Source organism: Aeoliella sp. (assembly GCF_965227375.1).
Lineage (GTDB): Bacteria > Planctomycetota > Planctomycetia > Pirellulales > Lacipirellulaceae > Aeoliella.
Genome location: NZ_CBDDFX010000002.1, coordinates 304,784 through 327,148, shown reverse-complemented (window position 1 = coordinate 327,148; position 22,365 = coordinate 304,784). Strand labels below are relative to the sequence as shown.

Genomic DNA, 22,365 nt, shown 5'->3' with positions numbered 1-22,365 from the left:
CCCAGATTCAATGCAACAATTGTTGAGAAGGTACACCGAGAAAATCAGTTCTCGGTGGGGCAAGGTGGGTCTGGCAGCGTCCCACCTTTAGTGTAAGCGATGAACCGCTCGATCCTAGAGACCAACACGCATTTGCCGCAAAAAAGTGCGGGCCTGACGCGGTGCCGGCCGGCCTGATAAACTACGTGTTTCGACCTGCACCAGTCGACTTCTGCGGGCCCTTCATTGAACCCTGAGTATCCTCAAATACGATGTCCGATCTACTGAAGCTTGCCATTATCGGTGGCGACGGAATTGGTCCCGAAGTGGTCGGGGCCGCCATGAACGTGCTTGAAGCCGCAGCGCCTGCCAGCGGGTGCAAGTTCGAGTCGACCGAGTTCCCTTTCTCGGCTACCCATTTTCTCGAATCGGGTCACGTGCTGGACGAGAAGGACATCGCGGAGCTTCGCAAGTACGACGCCATCTTCCTGGGCGCTGTGGGCGGGCTGCCCAACGATCCGCGGCTGGCGGGCGGCGTGATCGAGAAAGGCATCCTGCTCAAGTTGCGATTCGAGTTGGACCAGTACATCAACCTGCGGCCAGTTTCGCTGTACCCGGGCATCGAAACGCCACTGGCTGGCAAGACATCGAGCGACATCGACTTCATTTGCGTCCGCGAGAACACCGAAGACCTGTACTGCGGCGTCGGCGGCTTTGTTCGCAAAGGCACGCCTCAAGAGGTAAGCAACCAAACGATGGTCGCCACGCGGTTTGGCGCCGAGCGGTGCATTCGTTACGCGTTCGAACTGGCCAAGACCCGCGAGCGCAAGCAACTGACGCTGGTGCACAAGACCAACGTGCTCACGTTCGCCGGCGATACCTGGTTCCGCACGTTCCAAGACGTAGCCAGCGACTACCCCGAGGTTACGACCGACTACCACCACGTCGACGCGTGTTGCATGTACATGGTGGCCAAGCCCGAAGTGTACGACGTGATTGTGGTGCCGAACATGTTTGGCGACATCATCACCGACCTGGGCGCAGCGATCGCCGGCGGCATGGGCATCGCCTCGAGCGGCAACCTCAATCCCGACGGCACCGCGCCGAGCATGTTCGAACCGGTACACGGCTCCGCACCAGACATCGCAGGCCAGAACCTCGCCAACCCAATCGCGACGATCGACTCATTGGGGCTCCTGCTGCGTGAGACCGGCCGCATCAAGGGCGACAAGGCCTCCGTGGCGTGCGGCGAACGAGTCGGCGCGGCAGTCAAAGCGGTGACACCAAAGTTCGCAGGCAAAAGCCTCGACCGCTCCGGCTACGGCACCGACGAGATCGGCCAAATGGTGATCGACTCGCTGTAGCCCTTGCCGTTTTGAGCGTTGGGTCTTTGCTCAAAGAAAATCAGTCGCGGATCAGCGCGGATTGAACTGGATCTGCGCAGATCAGAAGTCTCGCGACGCCGATTGATTTTGCTCGACAATGCACTTTCGTCGAGGACGTGCTTCAGAAGAAGTCACTCAATGCGCGCTGATCCGCATAAATCTGCGACGATCCGCGACGAATTCCTGCGGTGTCTGCACCAACTACGGGAACCACTGACAAATATCTTGGCTAAGACGTCAACCCAGCCAACTTCGCCGCGCGCGCTACGCGTTGAATGCCGACCATGAACGCGGCTGTGCGGAGCGTGACGTTGCGCTCGGCCGACAGGTCCCACACTTGCTCGAACGCGGTCGACAGTAGGTGGTCGAGTTCGCCGCGCACGCGATTCAGGTTCCATTGGTAGAACTGTCGGTTTTGGGCCCACTCGAAATAGCTGACCGTCACGCCGCCGGCGTTGGCCAGTACGTCGGGTAGGATGGCCACGTCGCGCTGGGCGAGGATCTCATCCGCCTCAGGGCGCACTGGCGAATTGGCCGCCTCGACGATCAGCTTCGCGCGGATGCGATCGGCATTCTCCGTGTGAATCACACCACCCAGCGCCGCGGGAATCAGCACGGTGACATCGAGTTCCAACAGGTCGTGGTTGGTGATCGCTTCGGCGCCGGGGTAACCGGCCAGCGAGTTGCCATGCTCGCGCGCGTAGCGGACCGCTTCCATAATGTCCAATCCTTCCGGGTTATAGTACCCGCCCGAGAGGTCGCTCACGGCCACGACCTTGCACTCGGCTTCGGAGAGGAACTTCGCCGCGTGCGAACCGACGTTGCCAAAACCCTGAATGGCGACCGTCGCGCCGCGGGCTTTGCAGCCGAGTCGCCCTAGCGACTTGATGGTCAGGATGCCGACACCACGGCCGGTGGCTTCTTCGCGGCCGGGAATGCCGTAGTGCTCGACCGGCTTGCCGGTCACCACCGCGGGATTGAATCCTGCGTACTTGTTGTACTGATTGACGAACCACGCCATGACTTCGTGGTCGGTTCCCATGTCGGGTGCGGGGATGTCCTTGTCGGGGCCGATCAGTTCGTGAATCTCGTCGACGAACTTGCGCGTGATGCGTTCTTTCTCGCGCGGGCTGATCGCGCGGTTATCGACCGTCACTCCGCCCTTGGCGCCGCCGAAGGGAATGTTCACCACGGCCGTTTTCCAAGTCATCAGCGACGCCAGGCTGCGGACTTCGTCGAGGTCGACCTCGTGGTGGTAACGCAAACCGCCCTTCATGGGGCCGCGAACCCGGTTGTGCTGCACGCGATAGCCAAGGAGCGATACCAACCGGCCGTCGTCCATCTCCACCGGCAGTTGGACGGTGATTTCCCGCTCGGGCGTGGAGAGGAGTGTCCGCAGTTCTTCGGACAGTTCCAATTCGTCGGCCGCCGTGTTGAAGTAGTGCTGAACTGCCTCGAATGCTTGCATGGTAGGTCCCTGGGGCCGCCGAGCCGTTTGCCGCGGCCCGGGTTTGTCGTAAGCTGAAGGGAACCATCCTATCCGATTTGGTAGCTCCACTGCTATGTCTGACTTCGAGATCCAAACCCGCGAGACCTCCGTCAGCGAACGCCAGGCCGCGCGGCGAAAGAATAACACCACGCGGCTGGTGATCACCGGCGCGTCGGCAGCCGGCCTGCTGTTTGTGGGGCTGCTGGTGATCATGGCGATGCGGTCGGGCGAGCAGCAGCCCCCGCAAGCGGTGCAGGAACCACCCGAAGGCGGCCAACCAGTGGTGCCAGCACCGCAACCAGCAGCGGTGGAAGAGCCGGACGAACCAGAACCCGCGTCCGCTACCTTGGTGGACGACGATGGACGCACCATGTGGATGTCGCCAACCGACGGCGGGCCAATCGACTTGGCGGGGCTGCCGCCAGGCTGCGAGTTGTTCGTCGCCCTGCGGCCCGCCGAGTTACTGGCCAGCGGCGACGGAGCGAAGTGGCTCGCCGCGCTGGGACCGCGGGGAGAGTTGGCCAAGCAGTACGTCGAACAAACGTGCGGTCTCGAACTGCGAGACATCAACACGCTATTGGTCGGCGTCCGCCCTGCCCCGCAGTCGGCCATCGAGACCGCGCTAGTGGTCACGCCCACGGCCGGCGTCACGCCGCGCGCCCGTGGTTACCACGTCACTGGCGAGAAGGACTACTACGTGTTCGCCACTCCGCGCGTGCTCGACGAGGTCAAAGAGCTGGAAGGTTGGGCGCCGCCGCTGCGGCGCGAGGTCGAGTCGCTGGTCGCGGCCACCGACGCCGATCGGCATGTGACGCTGATGGCCTCGCCGATGTTCCTGTTCGACGACGGCCGCGCCATGTGGCAAGGTTCGCTAAGCGGCTTACGCGACCTGTTGTTCCAGATGCTGCCCGACACAACTCGCTGCGCGGCGCTCAGCCTGCATGCCGGCGACGACTTTTTTGCCGAAGCGCGGCTATCGGCCACCATCGACCAACGCCCCCAGGCGTTCGGGGAGAAGTTCGCCGACAAGGTGGCCACCTGGCCGGCGAGTGTCGAGCGAACCATCGCCAGTGTGCCCGCTTCGCAGCACAGCGCGGCGGTGGTCGCGCGGCTGCCGGCCATGTTGCGGGTGCTGAACCGCTACCAGCGCGTCGGCGTCGATGGCGAGCAGGCGCTGTTGCGGGTGTACTTGCCTCCGTCGGCTGGGCACAACCTGCTGATGGCCGGAGAGCTTCTGTTGGCCGAGCGCGCTGCAGGAGGTGGTTCTGTGGCAGCGGCGACACCACCGGAGGCCAAGCCCAAGAGCATCGACGAGGCGCTGAACCAGATGACAAGTTTGAGCTTCGCTCGCGACACGCTGGAGATGGCGGTGAAACTGCTGGGCGAGGACGTGGGCGTCGACATCGTGCTGCTGGGAGGCGACTTGCAACTTGACGGCATCACGAAGAACCAGTCGTTCGCGCTGGACGAAAAGAACAAGCCGGCCGGCGAGATCCTGGTGTCGATCCTCCGCCTGGCGAACCCAGATAAGACGGCCACCGGCCCCGCCGACCCCAAGCAGAAGCTGGTGTACGTGATTGGCAAGCACCCCCAGACCGGTCAGCCCGCCGTGCTGGTCACCACCCGAGCCCAAGCCGCAAAGCGGGGCGACGAACTGCCTATGGTGTTCGCCGAATAGGCAAAAAGCCCCCTCTCCCGGGCCCTCACCAAGGTGGAGGGCCCAGGAGTGGGGACTTCCGACGCCTGTTCCGATTGTACGGCTCACGCGGCGCAATTCTGTGTGGTAAGCTGGAATAATCGAGCGATCCACTGACGAATTGCCGCCGTAGACCACCCATATCTCGCTCGCTGCGACCATCTTCGACCTGACGCACCACCCATGCAGCCTTTTTCCGTATTCTGCGAGACTTGCGGCGCGAAGCTCAAGGTTCGCGATCCGGCGGTGGTGGGTCAGATTCACTCTTGTCCCAAATGCGAAAGCATGGTGCTGATCGCGGTGCCAGCGGCCGCCTCGAGCTTTCCCTCGCCCCCCGCCGCAGCGGCACCCGTCGAAAGCTCCGCCGCCGATGGCACCATCGCCCCAGACGACTTCGCCACCGAGATCGACGACCTGCTGCAGCAGCCGACCCCGGCGCCAGAACCAGTCGCTGAAAGCGCCCCCACGGAGGTGCCGGAGCCAGATCTCAGCGAGCCTCAAGCCGCAGAGCCGGCCGCAGATGAGCCAGTTGCTTCGGCTGAGACGCTGGTCGCCAGCGGCACCAGTCGCACCGCGTTCTATGTGTGGGCCACGGCCGGGTGCGTGGGGTGCTTTGCACTTGGTTTGTTGGCGGCTGCATGGTGGACGCGTGGCGGCGACGAGCCCCAGGCCGCGCAGGTCGCCAGCATCACCGAGCTTCCAGAGCCTGAGAGCGCTGTGGAAGTGACCGAAGAGCAGCCCTCCGAAGAGGTGTCCGTCAACAAGCCCGCGGTGGAAGTAGAAGCCGAGCCAGAAGAACCCACCGAGCCGGTCGTTGAGCCCGAGGCCGAAACCCCTGCACCAGAACTTCCGCCGGTAGAACCGCTTCCTGAGTTACCTTCGCTCGACGACACCGAGCCCGCCGCACCAGAGCCGACCGAGCCCAAGCCCAAGCGATTGAACCTGGCGCCGCTCGATCCGCTGGCGGTCGATTCAGCGAACCTCGACTTGCTGTTGATCCCAGACGGCGACACAGAAGTCACCGCCGACGCGCCGGTTGAGTTCGGTCCCGAAGAACCGATGGACACCGAGCCACCGGAAGTCGACCTACCCGAACCCAAGAACATTCGCTTCGAGCCCGGCACGGCGAGCCGTGGTCCTTCGTACGCCGAACCACTGGCCGACGGCGAACTTGCTTCGCGTCTAGAAATGAAACTACCGGGCGTGGCGTGGAAGCGGACTCCGCTGGCGGTGGCGGTGCGTGAACTCGAACAGCTTTCCGGCGTGCCGATCACCGTGCGTCCGGCCGACTTGCAGATGGCAGGCATCACGGCGGTGCACGAAGTGTCGGTGTCGCAAGAGAACGCTACCGTGCGTCAACTCGCTGCCGAGCTTGCCAAGGCGGCTCGCTTAAAGGCCCAGACTACACCGCATGGGCTCGCGCTGGTTCGAGCAGGCGCCGAAAAGTGGCGCGATGTCGGTGCGCCGCAGTACGACATTGCCGACCTGGCGAAGGGGGCTGATGAAGTAAACGCCCTGGCCGACCTTATCCAGCAAGTCGTCGCTCCCGAGTCTTGGAAGAACACCGAGGCGAAGCTGGCGGTCGATGGCACCGCGCTGAAGGTTCGTCAGCAATTGAACGTGCACTACGATTTGCTGCGGTTCCTCGAACGCCTGCGAATGGCGCGCGGCCTGCCCACGCGAAGCCAGTATCCCAAGTCGATGCTGACGATTGAGCCACGCTTGGCGAGCATGAAAAAACAGCTCGCGCGGCCCACCACCTTTGCATTCGTCGATTGGACACCGTTGGGTGAAGTGCAGGACTACTGGAGCGACGTAAGTGGCCTGACCGTGCTGGCCGATTGGGAGCAGTTGGCGGACAGCGACCTGCGACCGCTGGCGACGATGGCTGGCTCGGTCGACAACGTGGCCTTCGGCGACGCGCTCGACCGTTGCCTTGCACCGCTCGACATGGGTTGGACCGTCGCCGATGGCAGTACGCTCCAACTCACCACGCTGGCCGCAGCCGACCGCGCCTGCTGGGTGGAGTTCTACACAAAGGCCGACGCCGATAAGCTCCGCGAGCGGATCGAGACTACCGTCGAGCCACAGTTCCTACAGCAATTCGTACTCCAGGCCGACCCATCGGGTCGGTTCGTCTTGGTGTACGGCAACCGCCACGTGCATCAGGCGGCACTCAAATAGAGTCCCCTCTCCCGGGCCCTCACCCAGGTGAGGTCCGGGAGAGGGGACTGAGCTATTCTCCTTACATCGTGCGATCCACCGCGTCGGCCACACGGCGGCACTCGGTCATCATCTGGGCGAACGCCTCGCAGTCGAGGGTCTGGTAGCCGTCGCTCATCGCGTGCTCCGGCTCGGGATGCACTTCGACAATCACGCCATCGGCGCCGGCGGCAACGGCCGCTTTGGCCATCGCCGGCACTAGCGCGGCGTGCCCCGTGCCGTGACTGGGGTCGATCACGACCGGCAGGTGGGTCTTCGCCTGCAGGTAAGGCACCGAAGCCAGCGGCAGCGTGAATCGCGTGTGGGCTTCATAAGTGCGGATGCCGCGCTCGCACAGCATCACGTTGGGGTTGCCGCCATCCAGGATGTACTCGGCCGCCAGCAGCAGTTCGTCGATCGTGGCGCTCGGCCCACGCTTTAGCAGCACCGCGCGATGGCTCTTGCCGCAAGCTTCCAACAAGCGGTAGTTCTGCATGTTGCGAGCGCCGATTTGCAGCACTTCGGCGTATTCGCTCACTAGGTCGACGTCCTCGGGCGAGACCACTTCGGTCACTACCGCCAGGCCGGTCTCGTCGCGCGCGGCGGCCAGCATCTTGAGCCCATCCTCCTTGAGTCCCTGGAAGCTGTAGGGACTGGTTCGCGGCTTGAAGGCTCCACCTCGCAGCGCGGTAGCGCCGGCCGCTTTCACGGCGCGAGCCGTTTCGATGATCTGCTGTTCGTTCTCCACCGAGCAAGGACCGGCAATCATGCCGACGTGCTTGCCACCCACTGCGAGCGATCCCGCCTGAACGACCGACCGCTCGGGCTGCGTTTCGATGCTGGCCAGCTTGTAGGGCGCGAGCACCGGCATCACGTTGTCGACGCCGGGCGAGCTTTCGAGCTTTCGCAAGTCGCCCGCCTTGCGTTCGTCGCCAATTGCGGCGATCACCGTTCGTTCGGTGCCACGCAGCGTGGTAGGTTTCAGGCCGGCGCTTTCGACTTCTGCAATCATGTGTTCAATCTCCGCTTCGGACGCGTTCCGCTTCATTACGATGATCATTGTTTTAACGAGGGGTTAGGGATCAGGTTTCGAGGGTCAGGGAAGGACAACGCGCCAAAACGAAAAAAGCCCTGAGAACCGCGGGGTTCTCAGGGCTTTGGTCATTTGGTGCTTGGCAAAGCAATCAGGCACAACCTCCGGCCCCGGAACCCGGGCAGGTAAAGCTAAACCAAAAGTAGTACCAAAACTTGCTTGCCATGGCGTTAGTATCGTCGCTTCGGCCAAGCTACGCAAGGGATTTCTCTGGAAGATTCCCCGCACCAGACCTGAGCAAGCTTTGCTCGGGGCAAGCGCGGCTGAATCGGCCCCGCTGGGCAGCTATATTGAGAGACTTCGGTTTTCCCGTTTTCCAGATGGAGACGACTGTCCATGAACCTGCGCCTAAATACCATGTTGCTCGCGGTCCTGCTCCTCACGGCCAACATCGGCATCGCCGAGGAGCCACTGGCGAAGCTGTGGAGAGAACCGGCCGGCAAGCGTATGCGGGTTTCGTCGTGGAACCCGACCGGGCGCAACGGCGACAACAAGACCATCGAGCCTGGCGAGACGCTCACCGTGGCCGATGTGGCCGGCAGTGGCAAGGTTACCCGCATTTGGATGACGTACAAGTCGACCACGGACGACCACCTGCAGAAAATCCGCTACAGCTTTACCTTCGACGGCCAGAAGACCATCGAACGCGTGCCGGTTGGCATGTTGTTCGCCACGGGCCCGTGGCGGGTGAACGACGTGGTCACGCCAGTGGTGAACGTGATGCGGTCGCATCAAGGAGGACGCGAGCAGCAAGGCGTGGGCCACGGCAGTTTCAATCTGCATTGGGAGATGCCGTTTGCCGAGGGATTCAAGATCGAAATCACCAACGAGACCGACCAGCCCGTTAAGCAGTTTTACTACATCGACTACGAAGAACTCGAGCACGACACCCCGCCGCTGCTGCTGCACGCGGACTACAACCGGCGGATGACCAAGCCCCAACCGGGAGACGCGACCAAGAACGTCGAGCGGAACTACCAGATCGCCAACATCCAGGGCTATCGCGGCAACTTTGTCGGCACGGTGCTGTGTGTCGAGTCGCACCCTGACCGCGCAGGCAAGTGGTACGAAGGCGACGATATGTTCGTGATCGACGACGAGCCCTGGCCGCCGCGCCTGCACGGCACCGGGACCGAAGACTACTTTGGCATGGCGTGGGGCATCCACCGGCCGTACCAGGCCCACGATCACGGCGTGTCGCACTTCGAGAAGCCGATTACCGATCACGACCGTTTCTTCGACGGGCGGTTCGTGGTGTACCGCTGGCACCTGGGCGATCCGATCGGATTCACCAAGTCGCTGCGGGCCACCATCGAGTCGGGCCACGCGAACGACACCAACCAGCACTACGAGAGCCTCGCCTGGTGGTACGGGCGGAAGCTGTAAGGCGGCTCCGCGAGTCGAAAGTGCCCCGCGCACGTCGGCGACGAATTTCGGGTTTCCCCGGCCGAGTTGTGGGAATTGGACAGATGGCGTGGGAGAATGGTGCGAGCGGAGTGGTCTGCACGCAAGCCCCCACCCTAGCCCTCCCCCAGACGATTTCGCGTACGAGCATTGTGGCAGCATCAATGATCCGCGCGCGAAACCGCCCGGGGGAGGGAAGAATCGGGGTTTTGTCGCACCTGCGGTGAACCGAGCGCAACAACTCGTCGGACATGGAACCTCATGGAATTCGCAACTTGTAACTGTGTAACGACTTATGGCGTCGCGTGGGATTTGACAGCGGGGAGTTTTGTCGCAGGGAATCGGAATGTCGCACCACTGCGACAATTGGCCCTTTTGGTGTTGGCCTTGTTCTGGTGGTTCGCCCCGCCGAGCCCGGCGGCGTGGACGATTGTGCCGCGGGGGTCGGTGGTGCTCGACTCTGGCGGAGTCAGCGGGGTGGCCGAGATGAGCGGCGTGACCAACCTGGGCGCCATCAACGGGGTGCATCAGTTTGCCGCCGCGCAGGATTCCGGCGGGCAGGTGGTGCGGTTCGCGGCATCGTTCTCCTCGAGCGGTGCGATCCAGTCGGCCACAGCCACCAGCGCGCTGCCGCTGGGGATCGACCTCGACTTCGAAGGCATCGCGTTCACCAACCCAACGCGGAACAGCGTGTTCCTGAGCGAAGAGAGCACGCCGGCCCTGCGCGAATACAGCTTGGCCGATGGCACTCACCTGCAGTCGGACTTGCCTCCGCTGGTGTACGGGCAGCGGAGGAACAATCGGGCGCTCGAGTCGCTCACGCGCTCGGTGGGTGGCACGCGGATGTGGACCGCCAACGAGGAGGCGCTGCTCGTCGACGGCCCCGCTTCGACGTCGACGGCAAGCACCACGGTGCGGCTGCAGCAGTACGACGTGTCGGGCAACGAATTCACCGCCAGCCGGCAGTTCGCTTACGAGGTCGATCCCATCCATGGGGGCACAAACGCTGACACCCGCAGCGGTCTGTCCGATCTGGTGCTCATGCCGAACGGGTCACTACTCGCTTTGGAACGCTCGCTGGCGGTTGCCATTCCCCCGTTCCAGAGCCGCATTTACGAAGTCGACCTGGCCGGTGCGACAGACACCAGTGACGCGGCATTCGACTCGGGACTCGAAGGCGAGACATTCACGCCGGCAAGCAAGACGCTGCTCTGGTCGGGCCAGGCGGGCGGTGGCTTTGGGCAGAACCTCGAAGGCCTGGCTCTGGGGCCAAAGCTGGCCGATGGAAGCTGGGTGCTGGTGGGAGTGGTGGATAGTGGCGACTCGCTGAGCAGCAATACGGTGGTAGCGTTCCAGGCGATTCCGCCGAGCTGCATGCTGGCGGGCGACTATGACTGCAGCGGATTGGTCGACGCAGAGGACTATCAATCGTGGCGCGACACGTTCGGCTCGACCGAACTGCTGTTCGCCGATGGCAACGGCGACGGCCAGGTGAACCTGGCGGACTACACGGTGTGGCGAAACAACCTCGGTGCATCGGCCAGCACCGCCACGGCGGTCGTGGTGCCGGAGCCTTCGGCGGTTGGGCCGGCGCTCGTGCTCGTGGTAGGAGCCACGTTGGCTGGCACTACCCGGCCGCCGCTGGGTAGAGGTGGTACAGCATTAGGTACACCACTACGCCGGTGATGGACACATACAACCAGATGGGAAAGGTGATCCGTGCCCAACGGCGATGGATGTTGCGGGCGCGGCCCTTGAACTCCTGCCGCGCGGCGTCCGACATGTCGGCGAGCTTCTTGGGTAGATGCTCTCCGTGTGCCCAGAGGCCGAACAGGATCGAAGTAATCGCCAGCGGCGGTACCGCCATCGCGAGCACGATGTGAGAGATGAGAATGGCAAAGTAAACGTAGCGAACCGATCCCTCGCCACCGAACGGCGTCTGCAATTGCAGCATGAGGTGGTAATACAGATAGCACGCTAGAAAGACGACAGACACCGCAAACGCTGAGAGCATCACCCGCTTGTGGGCCGCCTCTTTGCGTTGCTTGATGAGCAAGAAACCAACCACCAGCAGCACCGTGGCCAGCGAGTTGAGCGAGGCGTTCACATGGACCAGCGGATGAGCGGCAAGGGGCAGCATGTTACTTAAGGTCGCCTTGGGTACGAGTTTCGACGATGCGGGTGCAGAGCACCAGCATCACCACGGCGAACGCAATCGTCACGCCCCAGGAGAGTTCCAAGCTGGGCAGCCAACCGTCGTCGATGGTCTTGCCATCCGCCAAAAGATGTCGCAATCCGGCGACGCCGTAGGTCAGTGGGTTCACCATCACAAGCCAGCCAATGATGCTGTCGGAATGCACAGGAAAGAACGAACCGGAGAGCAACCACATGGGAAAGAGCAGCAAGCTCATCATGGCGTGGTAACCCTGGCTCGAGTCGGTTTTCCAGGCCAGGAAGAACCCCAGGCCGGTCAGCGCGATGGCCATGACCATCATCAGCGCCATCGCGGCCAGCACGCCGGAGATCGGTGGATTGATTTCGGAGATAGTCGCCCAGCCCAACAGCATGAACAGCAGCGCTTGCAACCAGGCGATGATCGATCCGCCGAGCACCTTTCCGAACACCATGGCCCACCGCGGCACCGGCGAGACCAGCACGCCTTGCAGGAAGCCTTCGTTGCGGTCTTCGATGATGCTGATGGTGGTGAAGATGGCAGTGAACAGCAGGATCATCGCCAGGATGCCGGGAAACTGATACGCGTAGCCGAGGTCAACCGCCTTGAATCCTTCGCTGAACATCAGCCAAAAGATGATCGGCTGCCCCAGCGCACCGAACACCCGGGTGCGCTGGCGGAAGAACCGCACCAGTTCGCGCCACGCCAGCGTAGCGATGGCGGGAAGCACAGGCACCGAGCGAGTTTCGAGCGTGGTGGAAGACATGCGTTTGGTAGTTGAGAGAATAATTCGTAGCCGGATTCACAAGAATTCGGATGGTCTGGTGGTTTGGTCAGAATTCTGGCGAATCCTGCTGCATCACTCGTTTTCGGTGTCGGTAAAGAAACGGTGCCCCGTGCGAGCGATGAACACGTCTTCGAGCGTTGGTTTGCCCAGCGTGACTGCGTCGATCTGGTCGCCGAACGCTTCGACCAGTTGCGGTATCAACTGGTGCCCGTCGGGGTGTTCGAGTCGCACGGTGCCGTCGACCACGGTGGGCGTGAGGCTGAATTTGCCGGCGATCTCGTCTGCGAGCGGCTGCGCGCCGGAGGTGCGAAGCGTGATCGTGTCGCCGCCGAGCGAAGACTGCAGGGCCAGCGGGGTGTCGAGCGCCACGAGTTCGCCTCGGTGCATGATGCCCAAACGATCGGCCCGCTCGGCTTCTTCCAGCAGGTGCGTGGTGAGCACGATGGTGACGCCCTCTTCGGAGAGCGTAGCGAAGTACTTCCAGATGTCGCTTCGCGCGCCGGGGTCGAGCCCGGTGGCTGGCTCGTCGAGCACCAGTAGCTTTGGATCGTGCAGCATCGCCTGGGCGAGTTCGACTCGCCGGCGCTGGCCGCCGGAGAGCGTCTCGACCGAGTCGGTCAGTTTGTCGGCCAGACCGAGCCGCTCGATCATCTCCGTGGCCCTATGTTTCAACAGGCTACCGCCGAGCCCGTACAACCGCCCGTGGTGCATCAGGTTTTCGAGCAAGGTGAGCTTCTTGTCGATGCTGGGCGACTGGAACACCACGCCCAGGTGGCCGCGAACCGCGGCCGGGTGCTCGCGGAGGCTGACGCCGAGTACGTCGATCTCGCCCTCTTGCAGTGGCACGAGCGTCGAGATCAGCCGGAACAGCGTGGTTTTGCCGCTGCCGTTGGGGCCCAGCAGGGCGAACACTTCGCCGGGGGCGACATCCAGCGAGACGCCGCGGACCGCCTGGTGCTCGCCGTAGCGGTAGCGAACGTCGCGAATCGAGAGGGCTGGCGTGTCGGGCATGAGGGTACGAACCAGGGCGAGGGACGGATGGCCGCGAAAGGTAACACTGTAACTGCCCGCCGGGCGAAATTAAACGGCCACCAACAGCAGCCCCAGAATCCACAGCGGCAAGTACAGCAAGCTCGCCCGCAGCAGCGTCCGCGACGTGGCGTCGCCGGGCGAGCGGGCAAACTGAATCGACGCCCAAATGTAAACGCTCGACAGCAACACGGCCCACACCATGTACAAACCAGCCAACAGGCTAGACGAACTCAGCCAGGCGGGCACCAGGCTCACCGGCAACAACAGCAGCGAGCCAACCACCGCTTCGATGCCCGCACGGCGACCTGTTGGGTCGACGGTGGTGCTCATCACGTACCCGCCACGCTGGTAATCGTCGCGACAACGCCAGGCGATGGCCATGAAGTGCGGATACTGCCACAGGTACAACACGCCAAACAGCGAAAGGACAAAGCCACCGAACTCACCACCCGCAGCGACCCAGCCCATAACAATTGGCAACGAACCGCTCGCCGCGCCGACGGCCGTGTTCAGCGTGGATCGCGTCTTCAGCGGGGTGTAGATCACCACGTACAGGACCCAGGTGACGATGCCCAGCACCAACGTCGGCACGCCGGGACCCGCGGCCAGCAGAATTGCTCCGGCCACCAGCAGCACACTGCCGAACACCAACGCTTCGCGCGGCCGCAATCGCTGGGCGGGCAGCGGCCGGTTGGCGGTCCGCACCATCAGGGCATCGAGTCGACGTTCGAGCCACATGTTCAGCGCGCTTGCGCTGCCGGCGACCAGTCCCGTACCGAGACACGTCGCGAACAGCACCCAACCCGACCAATCGGCCGAAGCCGCCAGGTAGAAGCCCATTGCGATGGTGATCAGTTCCATCGCCACGATGCGGGGCTTGGTCAGCTCCCAGTAGTCGGCCAGCCGCGCCGTCCAACCGGTTCGCTCGGGGGCCAAAGTTGCGGTGGTGGTTGTCGAAGTGCTCATCCTGTGGCAACTCCTGTAGGCAACGAATCGGTTTGTGTAATGGTCTCAGGGGCGTATCGCCAGGCGAGCATCGCGGAAACGACAAGCGTGGCGAGTAGCACGGAGCCGACCGCCTGGTGCGCGGTTACGATGTGCGCTTGTGTCCAGCCGTCGGCCAGCACCGACTTGGTCGCAACGGGATACATGCTCCGCGCCCAGACCGGCACGCCGTATTTACTCACCCAAGTGGCGAGTCCCAGAGTGATTTGTGCGACGACGACCAACAGCATGGCCCATCCGGTGCGGCGCACGCCAGTCGGCGCGTCGGTGGCTAGCGCCATGCGCGCGACCAGCAGCGTGAGCAACAGCACCATGCCGGCCAGCAGCAGATGAACCTTTACCACGCTTTCGAACGAATAGGGCGACACGGTGACCGGCATGTGGCGAAGCATCGCCCCGACCACCATTTGCACGTACACCAGTACCCCAGTGGCGGTGGCCAGCGTTGCCAGGCGCACCAAGCTTTGTTGATCGTTTCGCTGCGCGGTGAGCCAGGTGCGCGACGTCCACACCACGATCGCCACCGTGAGCACAAAGAACAGCGGACCCGCCGACCCATGCACCATGGCCAGCAGTCGCTCGTCGAGCACGACGCGCAAGCCGCCGAGCACGCCCTGGGCGATCACAGCCACCAGGGCGACCACGCCCACGGTTTTTATCCAGGGTCGCGTTTCGTACTTGTAGAACATCATCAGCAACAGGATGGTCACCAGCCCCGAGAGCATACCGAGCAGGCGGTGACCGTGCTCGACGAACAGATCCCAGGGGCCGAAGATCCAGGTGGTCCATGGGTAGAGCAGCAGATTGTAGCCATAGGTGGCCGGCCAGTCGGGCACGGCCATGCCGCTTTTGGTGGTGGTCACCAGCCCGCCGACCCACAGCAGCGGAAACGTCACGCCGCACAACAGCCAGGCCACCCGACGAGTCCAGCGCGCGGGCGCAAGCTCGGCGTCGGTGGAGGTTCGGCGTTGGGATTCGGGAGGCGACATGAGCAAACTTAGTAGTATACGGACACCCAAGGGGCCGACAAAAGTGGTCAAATTGTCGCACCCCATGGGGGTGTCATTGGTCGTGTGCGGCTCGCACAAAATCGACCAATTGCCAGATTTCCTCTTCGGTCAGTGCTCCCTCCACGCCGGGCCGCGGGCTCCCCTGCCCCGGCATCGGCGTGCCGGCCACGCCCTGGTGGAGGCGGCGAAACAGGTCGATTGGCTCGTCACCCCCACGAAACACCCCGTCGGCCAAGTCCCGCGGCCGGGACATTTGCGGTGTGAGCAACTCGGCCGCCACCCGCTCGCGCTCTTGCAGCCGCTCGCGTTCGGCCGCGAGTCGCTCGCTGGCCCGCTTCGCTTGGGGCGGGTCGAGCGACTGCAGAGTTTCGGCTTCGCGATCCAACTGCGCAGCCAGCGTGGCGGTCTGCTTACGGAAGTCGAGCACCGCTTGGTTCCAGTCGTCGTAGTCCTTTACCACGGGGCTGTTGCCGTCGGGGCCGTGGCAATCGGTGCACTTGGCCCGCGGCGAGAGGAACAACTCTCGCCCGGCCTCGATGGATTGCGCGATTTGTTGCTCGGTACGATCTTCGGCCGGAATGAACTTTGGATCGGGCTCGACGATCTGCTCGCCCGCTCTCTGCCAGCTGGTGGCCACGTTGCGGACGATCTCGTCGACGATCGCTTGATGGTCTTCATCGCCCGCCGGGTCGAACGGGTCGTCGGTCGTGCCGGTGGTGGGATCGAAGTCCAATTCGTCGGCCACCGTGAGCACCAGTTCGCGCTCCACTTGCCCTCGCACGGCCAGGTAACGAACGTACTCGGCCACCGCGGCGAGTTGCTGCTCGTTCAGCAGTTCAAACGACGGCATCGAGGTGCCGGGCACGCCGCGCTCGATGACGCGCAGCAGGTCGTCCTGAGTTGGTTTGCTCGCCAGGCGGGTCGACTTCCACTTGAACACGCCGGGACGAAAGTCGCGCGGGTAGGGCTCGAGCACCGCGGCCGCTGGGCCCCGGCCATTGCCCGTGACGCCGTGGCAACTTGCGCAATGTTGGCGGTACAGCCCGCGCTGCAGGTACTCCTCGCCTTGCGGGTCTTCAGGGTCTTTGACGTAGCCCGCTTGGCCGGCCGCCATCTGCAGCAGTTCCAAGTCCAAATCCACACCGTCGGGCACGCGGGGATCGTCGGGCGTGCCAAACAACTCTTCGAGCACGTCAGCTACCTGCTGCTGGTGCTCGGCGACCAACTGCACGTTGTCCATCGCCATGTGGTTGGGCGTGAATTGCGGCGCGCGGCTCTTGCATCCGATGGCGGAGAGCGCCAGCAGTGCGGTGGGAAGGAGCCAGTGAAAGCGCATGGGTCGCATCTATTCGCTCTTGGCGGGCTCGCTCTCAGCTGGCTCGCTTTCGACGGCCATCAACGCGGTATCGACTTCGATCGTGCCGAGGTTGGTCTCTTCACCCGGAGTGATGGTCACTTTCACTCGCCCGCGACGATCGAGTTCGGCTGCGTCCGACTTGCAGTTCTTCAAGTACCCGGGGCGCTCGTGCCAGAACTGGATCTCATGCTCGCCGGCCGGCAGGTTCTTGATCTCAAAAGTGCCGTCCTTCGCGCTGATCGTCATGTAGGGATCGTCCCGCACGACGATCCACCCCCGCATGAAGGGATGGATGCTGCACGAGATGGGCCGCGGCAGGCGTTGGGCCTCTTCGAACTCGAGCTGTTGGTCGCCCTCGGCCGAGAGCATGAAGTTGAACGACTCGTCGCCAAGCTCGGCTTTCACACTGTGGCCCACCGGGTCGGTGTTCTTCAGCACCAGCGGTTGCCCGGTGCGAACGGTCACCACATGCGGCTCGAACGCGCAGCCCTTGTTGTCCAGCTCCACAGGTTTGTCGGCCGCCTTTTCATAGTCGGGATGCACCGCCAGCTTCTCGCCGCGCGGCGGCCGCAGGTAGATCACCACGTTGGCGATGGCCTGCGACTCGTCGAGCACCAGGCTTTGGTCTTTGGGTTCAGCGTCGCAGCAGTAGTTGTCTTTGCCCAGGTCGAGCTTCAACGCTTCGGGCGGGGCGCCTTTGAGCACCAGCTTGCCCCGCAAGGTGCCCCAGCCTTCGTCCGCGAGCGCGGCCGTGGCGATCATCGACCCGCAGACAACGGCCAGCAGCAGTCCCAGAGTTCGCATGGATCAATCCTTGGCAGGAGAGGTGGAAACAGCCCATGTTAGCGTATCGAAAGCCCCGCCAAATGGCCACCCGCGACGAATCGTCGCACCGGGACCTGCTGATTCGTGTGGGTTTCGACAAACCACCCCAAGGCGTAGAATTTGGGCATTCATTCCACTCTGTATCCATAGCTTGGTGAAGTCATGAACGTTCTAGTCGTAGGCAACGGCGGCCGCGAGCACGCGTTGGCCTGGAAGCTTGCCCAAAGTCCGCGCGTCGAGACGGTGTTCGTCGCGCCCGGCAACGCCGGCACGGCGACCGACGCGGTGAACGTCGACATTTCGGCCACCGACATCCCCGCGGTGGTCAAGTTTGCCAAAGACAACGACGTCGGCCTGACGGTCGTCGGTCCGGAGGCTCCTCTGGTGGCCGGCATGGTCGACGCGCTGCAGGATGCGGGCCTTCGCGCGTTTGGTCCTTCCAAGGCCGCGGCTGAACTCGAAGGCAGCAAGGTGTTTTGCAAGAACTTGCTTCGCAACGCCGACGTGCCAAGCGCCGACTACCGCGTGTTTCGCGACGCCGAGAGTGCGACGCACTACTTGACCGAGCGGGATGACGATCCCGTGGTGGTCAAAGCCGATGGCTTGGCTGCCGGCAAGGGAGTGATCGTGTGTAGCAATCGCGCCGAGGCGCTGATCGCGGTCGATCGCATCGCCGGCAGCAAGGAGTTCGGCGAGGCCGGCAATCAACTGGTGATCGAAGAGCGGCTGGTCGGCCAGGAAGCGAGCGTGCTGGCCATCACCGACGGGCGGACGCTCATCACGCTGCCGGCCGCGCAGGATCACAAACCGGCTTACGATGGCGACCAAGGACCCAACACCGGCGGCATGGGCGCCTACTGCCCCACACCGCTGGTAACCGACGATATGTTGGCCGGCGTCGAGGAGAGCGTGCTGGTGCCGACGATTCATCAGATGAAGCGCAGCCGCAAGCCGTTCCGCGGCGTGTTGTACGCGGGACTGATGCTCACCAAGGGCGGCGCGAAGGTGCTGGAGTACAACGTCCGCTTCGGCGATCCCGAGTGCCAGCCGCTGTTGATGCGACTGAAGACCGACCTGTTGGATGTGCTCGAAGCAGCCGTGGACGGGCGACTGGACGAAGTGGGCGACCTGGAGTGGGACCCCCGCCCGGCGGTTTGCGTGGTGATGGCCAGCGAGGGCTATCCTGGCAGCTACGAGAAGGGCTATCCGATTCGCGGATTGAGCGAAGCGGCCGCGCTGGAGGACGTGAAGGTGTTCCACGCGGGCACCTCGATCGTCGATGGCCAGGTGGTGAACACCGGCGGCCGCGTACTGGGCGTCACCGCCCTGGGCGACACGGTCGCCAAAGCCAAACTGCTGGCCTACCAGGCGGTGAAGTGCATCCGCTGGGAAGGCGCCTGGTGCCGCAAAGACATCGCCGACAAAGCCATCTCGGCGGGGTAATCGACATCGACGCATTCAGCTACATCGTGGCCAACCTCCGGCATCATTGGCGGATGCACCTGGCGGTCGCCGCCGCGGTGGCGGTGGCCACGGCCGTGCTGACCGGAGCGTTGGTGGTAGGCGATTCGGTGCGGGGCAGCCTGCGTGATCTCACGCTACAGCGGCTCGGTCGAATCGATCAGGTGCTCACGACGCCGCGGCTGTTTCGCGCAGAGCTAGCCAGCGAACTCGCCGCGACTGAAGGCTTCGAGCAGCGTTTCGAGTCGGCCATGCCGGCTCTCATCCTGCGAGGCTCGGCCACTGCTCGCGTGGACGACAAACTGCGGCGCGCCAGCGAACTCGACTTGTACGGAGTGACTGAAGCGTTCTGGTCGGTCGGCGAGCGCGATCCACGTTCCAACGCGGGTGCCGAGGGAGTTTGGATCACGCAGCAAGTGGCCAACGATCTCGGTGTTGCGGCCGGCGACGAGATCCTGTTGCAACTGCCGCTGGTGTCGGACGTGCCGGCCGACAGCCCGCTGGGCGAGAAGGTCGACACCGTGGCCGGCGAGCGATTCAGGGTGGCCGGCGTGCTGCCGGATCGCGGGCTGGCGCGGTTTGGCTTGCGTCCCTCGCAGCGCCCGCCGCGGGCGGTGTTCGCCCCGCTCGAGCAGCTTGCCAGCGCGATCGAACAACCGGGCCGCGCTAACGCCATCCTGGTCACCAGCGACGAGATCAACCGAGCCACCGACGATTCGGCCGGCGACTGGCTGGCCGCCTACTTCGATCCCGAACTTGTCGACCTGGGGCTCGCTGTCGAGCAGCACGACGTCGATGGCCCGTATGTGCAGATCTCGGCCGAAGGGCTGGTGATCCCGCCCGAAGTGGTGCTGGCCGCGCAGCGTGAGTTTGCCGAAGAGACGCTGCAGCCCATCATCACCTACCTGGCCAACACGCTCGAGGTGAATGGCAAGAAAGTGCCCTACTCCACGGTGACGGGCGTCTATTCCAGCGACAAACTCGGCCCGACGCTGGACGAGCAAGGCAAAGTGATCGAACTGACCGACGACCAGATCGTGCTCAATCGTTGGGCCGCCGATCAACTTGACGCAGAGGTTGGCGACAAAGTAACGCTGCGTTACTACGAGCCCGAGAGCACGCACGGCAACCTCCGCGAACACGAACCGCCGCTGGAGTTAACGCTGGCTGCGATTGTTGAGTTGCAAAAGCCGGACGGCACACCCACGGCTGCGGCCGACCCGAACCTGACGCCGCAACTCGAAGGCGTGACCGACCAGCAGTCGATCGCCGACTGGGATCTGCCGTTCGAGTTGGTGGAGCGAATCACCCAACACGACGAAGACTACTGGGACGAGTTCCGCACCACGCCTAAGGCCTTCGTGTCGTTCCGCCTGGCGAGTGCCACCTGGAGTACCCGGTGGGGCAGCGTAAGTTTACTTCGCACTGCAGCCTCCGAAGACGTCACCGCCGAGACGGTCGCTGAGCGGCTGCGGGCGGCCATCGACCCGGGGACGCTGGGATTCACCTTCATGCCGGTCAAAGCACAGGGCCTGGCGGCGGCCAGCGGCACGACTCCTTTCGACGGGTTGTTCCTGGGCTTCAGCATGTTCCTGATCGCCTCGGCCATTATGCTGCTGGTGCTGTTGTTCCGCCTGGGCATTGAAAGCCGCGCACAGGAGATCGGCTTGCTGTCGGCCGTGGGATTCGACGCCAAACGCTCCCGCCGGCTGCTCACCGTCGAAGCAATGTGTGTCGCGGCGGCCGGGGCACTGGTCGGCGTGTTGCTCGGGATCTTCTACGCTTGGGCGATGGTCACGGGGCTGAAGACCTTGTGGGTAGCGGCCATCTCGGCGCCGTTCCTGCAGGTGCACGTCGGCCCCTGGAGCCTGCCAATCGGCCTGCTGTTGGGGCTCGCCACCGCGTGGGCAACCACTTGGTGGACATTGCGAAGCGTCCTGCGGCAATCGCCCCGCGGTCTGCTCGCGGGAGTGGTCGACGACCGCACGCCGACAGGCAAGCCGCGGCGCAATTGGCATCTGTCGGAACTGATGCTGCTGGCCGCGGTAGGGCTTGCCGTGTTTGGCACCACCATCCGCGGCGAAGCTCAGGCGGGGGCGTTCTTTGGCGTCGGCGCGTTGGTGCTCGCCGGGCTGTTGGGATTGCTTCGTCGGCACTGGCAACGCGCGGCCGCCAGTCGGCAGCAGGTGCGACACATGTCGCTCGTTCAGTTGGCCTTGGCGAACCTCGCCCGCCGCCCGGGGCGGAGCACACTGACCGTCGGACTGGTAGCGGCCGCTAGTTTTCTGTTGCTGTCGATCAGTGCGTTCCGGTTAGCGCCCACCGAGGAGGGCACCGGCGGCTACGACTGGTTTACCACCAGCGACGTCCCGCTGCACTACGACTTCGGCACCGAAGATGGGCAGATCGAACTCGCCTTCCGCGACGAGGAGATGGACCGCCTGGCCGGTTGCCGGGTCGAGTCGCTTCGCGTGCACGGCGGCGAAGACGCCAGCTGCTTGAATCTGTACCGCACCGCGCAGCCTCGCGTGGTGGGTGTGCGCGATAGCGACCGCGTGCTGGCCGACTTTGCCTGGGGCGCGAAACTCGCTGCCGAGCGGGCCGTGCCCGACCTTAGTGCCGACTTGGGAACCGATGAGCATGGTCGGGTGGTGCCGGTGGTGCTCGACTTCGCCACGGCCATGTACAGCCTGCACCTGTCGGGCTCGCCGGGTGACCGGCTGACGATTCGCGATGGCGATGACCAACTGGTTACGCTCGAAGTGGTGGGGCTATTGAAGAACAGCATCCTACAGGGCGACCTGGTGGTGAGCGACGAAAACTTCCGCCGGCTCTACCCCGGCGAGTCGGGTTCGCAGTTGTTTCTGATCAAGGACACCGATGAACTTGCAACGGATGCAGAGACCTCGCTCAGCGCAATGCTTGAGGACCGGCTTGGTGACTACGGCATGGCAGTCACTCCGGCCAGCGATCGACTCGCCGGCTTCCTGGCGGTGCAGAACACGTACCTCTCGACGTTCCAGGTCCTCGGCGGGCTGGGCCTGTTGCTCGGTACCATTGGCCTGGCCGTGGTGCAGCTTCGCAATGTCCTGGAACGACGCGGCGAGTTGGCCTTGGTGCAGGCGGTCGGTTTCTCCCGTCGGCGCGTCGTGGCGCTGGTGCTGCTCGAGAACCTCGCACTGCTGTTGGGCGGCCTGCTGCTGGGCGGCATCGCGGCGGCGCTGGCCCTCCTACCGCAATTGAGCGTGTACCAAACCGCCCTGCCCTGGCGGACGATGCTGGGCTTGCTCGCGGTTGTTGTGGCGGTTGGCGTGGCCGCCACGTGGCTCGCCACCCGTGGCGCGTTGCGACAGGCCATCCTGCCGGCCCTGCGCGGCGACTGAGGACCAGTTGCTGTTGGGTGTCTGGGGTCGAGTTCCGCGAGCCCCCAGCGAGTTGCTTCCTACGGCTGCGGTGGCCGATGAGCG

Annotated in this window: 16 protein-coding genes; 7 read left to right on the top strand and 9 right to left on the bottom strand. The window is 63.8% G+C overall.

What is annotated here, in order from left to right; all coding sequences use genetic code 11:
* Positions 1 to 251 precede the first annotated feature (251 nt).
* Complete coding sequence (locus tag ACQK2L_RS14390) at positions 252 to 1,343, top strand: 3-isopropylmalate dehydrogenase (RefSeq protein WP_425397718.1); 1,092 nt, start codon at positions 252 to 254, stop codon at positions 1,341 to 1,343.
* A gap of 250 nt (positions 1,344 to 1,593) precedes the next feature.
* Here the strand turns inward: ACQK2L_RS14390 and ACQK2L_RS14385 are convergent, their stop codons facing one another.
* The gene (locus ACQK2L_RS14385) at positions 1,594 to 2,832 is read right to left on the bottom strand and encodes a Glu/Leu/Phe/Val family dehydrogenase (RefSeq protein ID WP_425397717.1); all 1,239 of its coding nucleotides are present in this window, start codon (positions 2,830 to 2,832) and stop codon (positions 1,594 to 1,596) included.
* Positions 2,833 to 2,926: 94 nt separating this feature from the next.
* On the opposite strand from ACQK2L_RS14385, the gene ACQK2L_RS14380 reads away from it, so the two are divergent.
* On the top strand, positions 2,927 to 4,531 hold the full coding sequence (locus ACQK2L_RS14380; RefSeq protein WP_425397716.1) for a hypothetical protein: 1,605 nt from the start codon (positions 2,927 to 2,929) through the stop codon (positions 4,529 to 4,531).
* 201 nt (positions 4,532 to 4,732) lie between these two features.
* A complete protein-coding gene (locus ACQK2L_RS14375; RefSeq protein WP_425397715.1) occupies positions 4,733 to 6,733 on the top strand; it encodes a hypothetical protein in 2,001 nt (666 codons plus the stop codon).
* Positions 6,734 to 6,794: 61 nt separating this feature from the next.
* Here the strand turns inward: ACQK2L_RS14375 and aroF are convergent, their stop codons facing one another.
* Entirely contained in the window at positions 6,795 to 7,811 is a 1,017-nt protein-coding gene (gene aroF / locus ACQK2L_RS14370) for a 3-deoxy-7-phosphoheptulonate synthase (protein WP_425397714.1), read from the bottom strand.
* Between the two features lie 390 nt (positions 7,812 to 8,201).
* On the opposite strand from aroF, the gene ACQK2L_RS14365 reads away from it, so the two are divergent.
* Both ACQK2L_RS14365 and ACQK2L_RS14360 read left to right on the top strand, forming a co-directional pair.
* Positions 8,202 to 9,230: a glycoside hydrolase family 172 protein gene (locus tag ACQK2L_RS14365; RefSeq protein ID WP_425397713.1), complete on the top strand. Its 1,029-nt coding sequence runs from the start codon at positions 8,202 to 8,204 to the stop codon at positions 9,228 to 9,230.
* A gap of 279 nt (positions 9,231 to 9,509) precedes the next feature.
* Positions 9,510 to 10,934 carry an esterase-like activity of phytase family protein gene (locus tag ACQK2L_RS14360; RefSeq protein ID WP_425397712.1) on the top strand — a complete coding sequence of 475 codons (1,425 nt, stop codon included), beginning with the start codon at positions 9,510 to 9,512 and terminating at the stop codon, positions 10,932 to 10,934.
* Here the strand turns inward: ACQK2L_RS14360 and ACQK2L_RS14355 are convergent.
* The 7 genes from ACQK2L_RS14355 to ACQK2L_RS14325 all read right to left on the bottom strand — a co-directional run bounded on the left by ACQK2L_RS14355 (position 10,876) and on the right by ACQK2L_RS14325 (position 17,416).
* Complete coding sequence (locus tag ACQK2L_RS14355) at positions 10,876 to 11,388, bottom strand: DUF420 domain-containing protein (protein WP_425397711.1); 513 nt, start codon at positions 11,386 to 11,388, stop codon at positions 10,876 to 10,878. The genes ACQK2L_RS14360 and ACQK2L_RS14355 overlap by 59 nt on opposite strands.
* A 1-nt stretch (position 11,389) precedes the next feature.
* Entirely contained in the window at positions 11,390 to 12,187 is a 798-nt protein-coding gene (locus ACQK2L_RS14350) for an ABC transporter permease (RefSeq protein WP_425397710.1), read from the bottom strand.
* Positions 12,188 to 12,280: 93 nt separating this feature from the next.
* Entirely contained in the window at positions 12,281 to 13,219 is a 939-nt protein-coding gene (locus ACQK2L_RS14345) for an ATP-binding cassette domain-containing protein (RefSeq protein ID WP_425397709.1), read from the bottom strand.
* Between the two features lie 69 nt (positions 13,220 to 13,288).
* Positions 13,289 to 14,206, bottom strand: a complete 918-nt coding sequence (cyoE, locus tag ACQK2L_RS14340) for a heme o synthase (protein ID WP_425397708.1) — start codon at positions 14,204 to 14,206, stop codon at positions 13,289 to 13,291.
* Complete coding sequence (locus ACQK2L_RS14335; protein ID WP_425397707.1) at positions 14,203 to 15,234, bottom strand: COX15/CtaA family protein; 1,032 nt, start codon at positions 15,232 to 15,234, stop codon at positions 14,203 to 14,205. Before ACQK2L_RS14335 ends, cyoE begins: the two co-directional genes overlap by 4 nt.
* Positions 15,235 to 15,307: 73 nt before the next feature.
* On the bottom strand, positions 15,308 to 16,600 hold the full coding sequence (locus ACQK2L_RS14330) for a c-type cytochrome (protein WP_425397706.1): 1,293 nt from the start codon (positions 16,598 to 16,600) through the stop codon (positions 15,308 to 15,310).
* On the bottom strand, positions 16,601 to 17,416 hold the full coding sequence (locus ACQK2L_RS14325; RefSeq protein WP_425397705.1) for a hypothetical protein: 816 nt from the start codon (positions 17,414 to 17,416) through the stop codon (positions 16,601 to 16,603).
* 183 nt (positions 17,417 to 17,599) lie between these two features.
* Between ACQK2L_RS14325 and purD the strand changes: the two genes are divergently transcribed.
* Both purD and ACQK2L_RS14315 read left to right on the top strand, forming a co-directional pair.
* Positions 17,600 to 18,880 (top strand): phosphoribosylamine--glycine ligase, encoded by a 1,281-nt coding sequence (gene purD / locus ACQK2L_RS14320; RefSeq protein WP_425397704.1) that lies wholly within the window; start codon positions 17,600 to 17,602, stop codon positions 18,878 to 18,880.
* Positions 18,838 to 22,281 (top strand): FtsX-like permease family protein, encoded by a 3,444-nt coding sequence (locus tag ACQK2L_RS14315; RefSeq protein ID WP_425397703.1) that lies wholly within the window; start codon positions 18,838 to 18,840, stop codon positions 22,279 to 22,281. Before purD ends, ACQK2L_RS14315 begins: the two co-directional genes overlap by 43 nt.
* Positions 22,282 to 22,365 lie beyond the last annotated feature (84 nt).

Excerpts from the sequence above, each read along its gene's own strand:
- ACQK2L_RS14390 (WP_425397718.1), top strand. The coding sequence starts at position 252 with ATGTCCGATCTACTGAAGCTTGCCATTATCGGTGGCGACGGAATTGGT.
- ACQK2L_RS14385 (WP_425397717.1), bottom strand. The coding sequence starts at position 2,832 with ATGCAAGCATTCGAGGCAGTTCAGCACTACTTCAACACGGCGGCCGAC.
- ACQK2L_RS14380 (WP_425397716.1), top strand. The coding sequence starts at position 2,927 with ATGTCTGACTTCGAGATCCAAACCCGCGAGACCTCCGTCAGCGAACGC.
- ACQK2L_RS14375 (WP_425397715.1), top strand. The coding sequence starts at position 4,733 with ATGCAGCCTTTTTCCGTATTCTGCGAGACTTGCGGCGCGAAGCTCAAG.
- aroF (WP_425397714.1), bottom strand. The coding sequence starts at position 7,811 with ATGATCATCGTAATGAAGCGGAACGCGTCCGAAGCGGAGATTGAACAC.
- ACQK2L_RS14365 (WP_425397713.1), top strand. The coding sequence starts at position 8,202 with ATGTTGCTCGCGGTCCTGCTCCTCACGGCCAACATCGGCATCGCCGAG.
- ACQK2L_RS14360 (WP_425397712.1), top strand. The coding sequence starts at position 9,510 with ATGGAATTCGCAACTTGTAACTGTGTAACGACTTATGGCGTCGCGTGG.
- ACQK2L_RS14355 (WP_425397711.1), bottom strand. The coding sequence starts at position 11,388 with ATGCTGCCCCTTGCCGCTCATCCGCTGGTCCATGTGAACGCCTCGCTC.
- ACQK2L_RS14350 (WP_425397710.1), bottom strand. The coding sequence starts at position 12,187 with ATGTCTTCCACCACGCTCGAAACTCGCTCGGTGCCTGTGCTTCCCGCC.
- ACQK2L_RS14345 (WP_425397709.1), bottom strand. The coding sequence starts at position 13,219 with ATGCCCGACACGCCAGCCCTCTCGATTCGCGACGTTCGCTACCGCTAC.
- cyoE (WP_425397708.1), bottom strand. The coding sequence starts at position 14,206 with ATGAGCACTTCGACAACCACCACCGCAACTTTGGCCCCCGAGCGAACC.
- ACQK2L_RS14335 (WP_425397707.1), bottom strand. The coding sequence starts at position 15,234 with ATGTCGCCTCCCGAATCCCAACGCCGAACCTCCACCGACGCCGAGCTT.
- ACQK2L_RS14330 (WP_425397706.1), bottom strand. The coding sequence starts at position 16,600 with ATGCGACCCATGCGCTTTCACTGGCTCCTTCCCACCGCACTGCTGGCG.
- ACQK2L_RS14325 (WP_425397705.1), bottom strand. The coding sequence starts at position 17,416 with ATGCGAACTCTGGGACTGCTGCTGGCCGTTGTCTGCGGGTCGATGATC.
- purD (WP_425397704.1), top strand. The coding sequence starts at position 17,600 with ATGAACGTTCTAGTCGTAGGCAACGGCGGCCGCGAGCACGCGTTGGCC.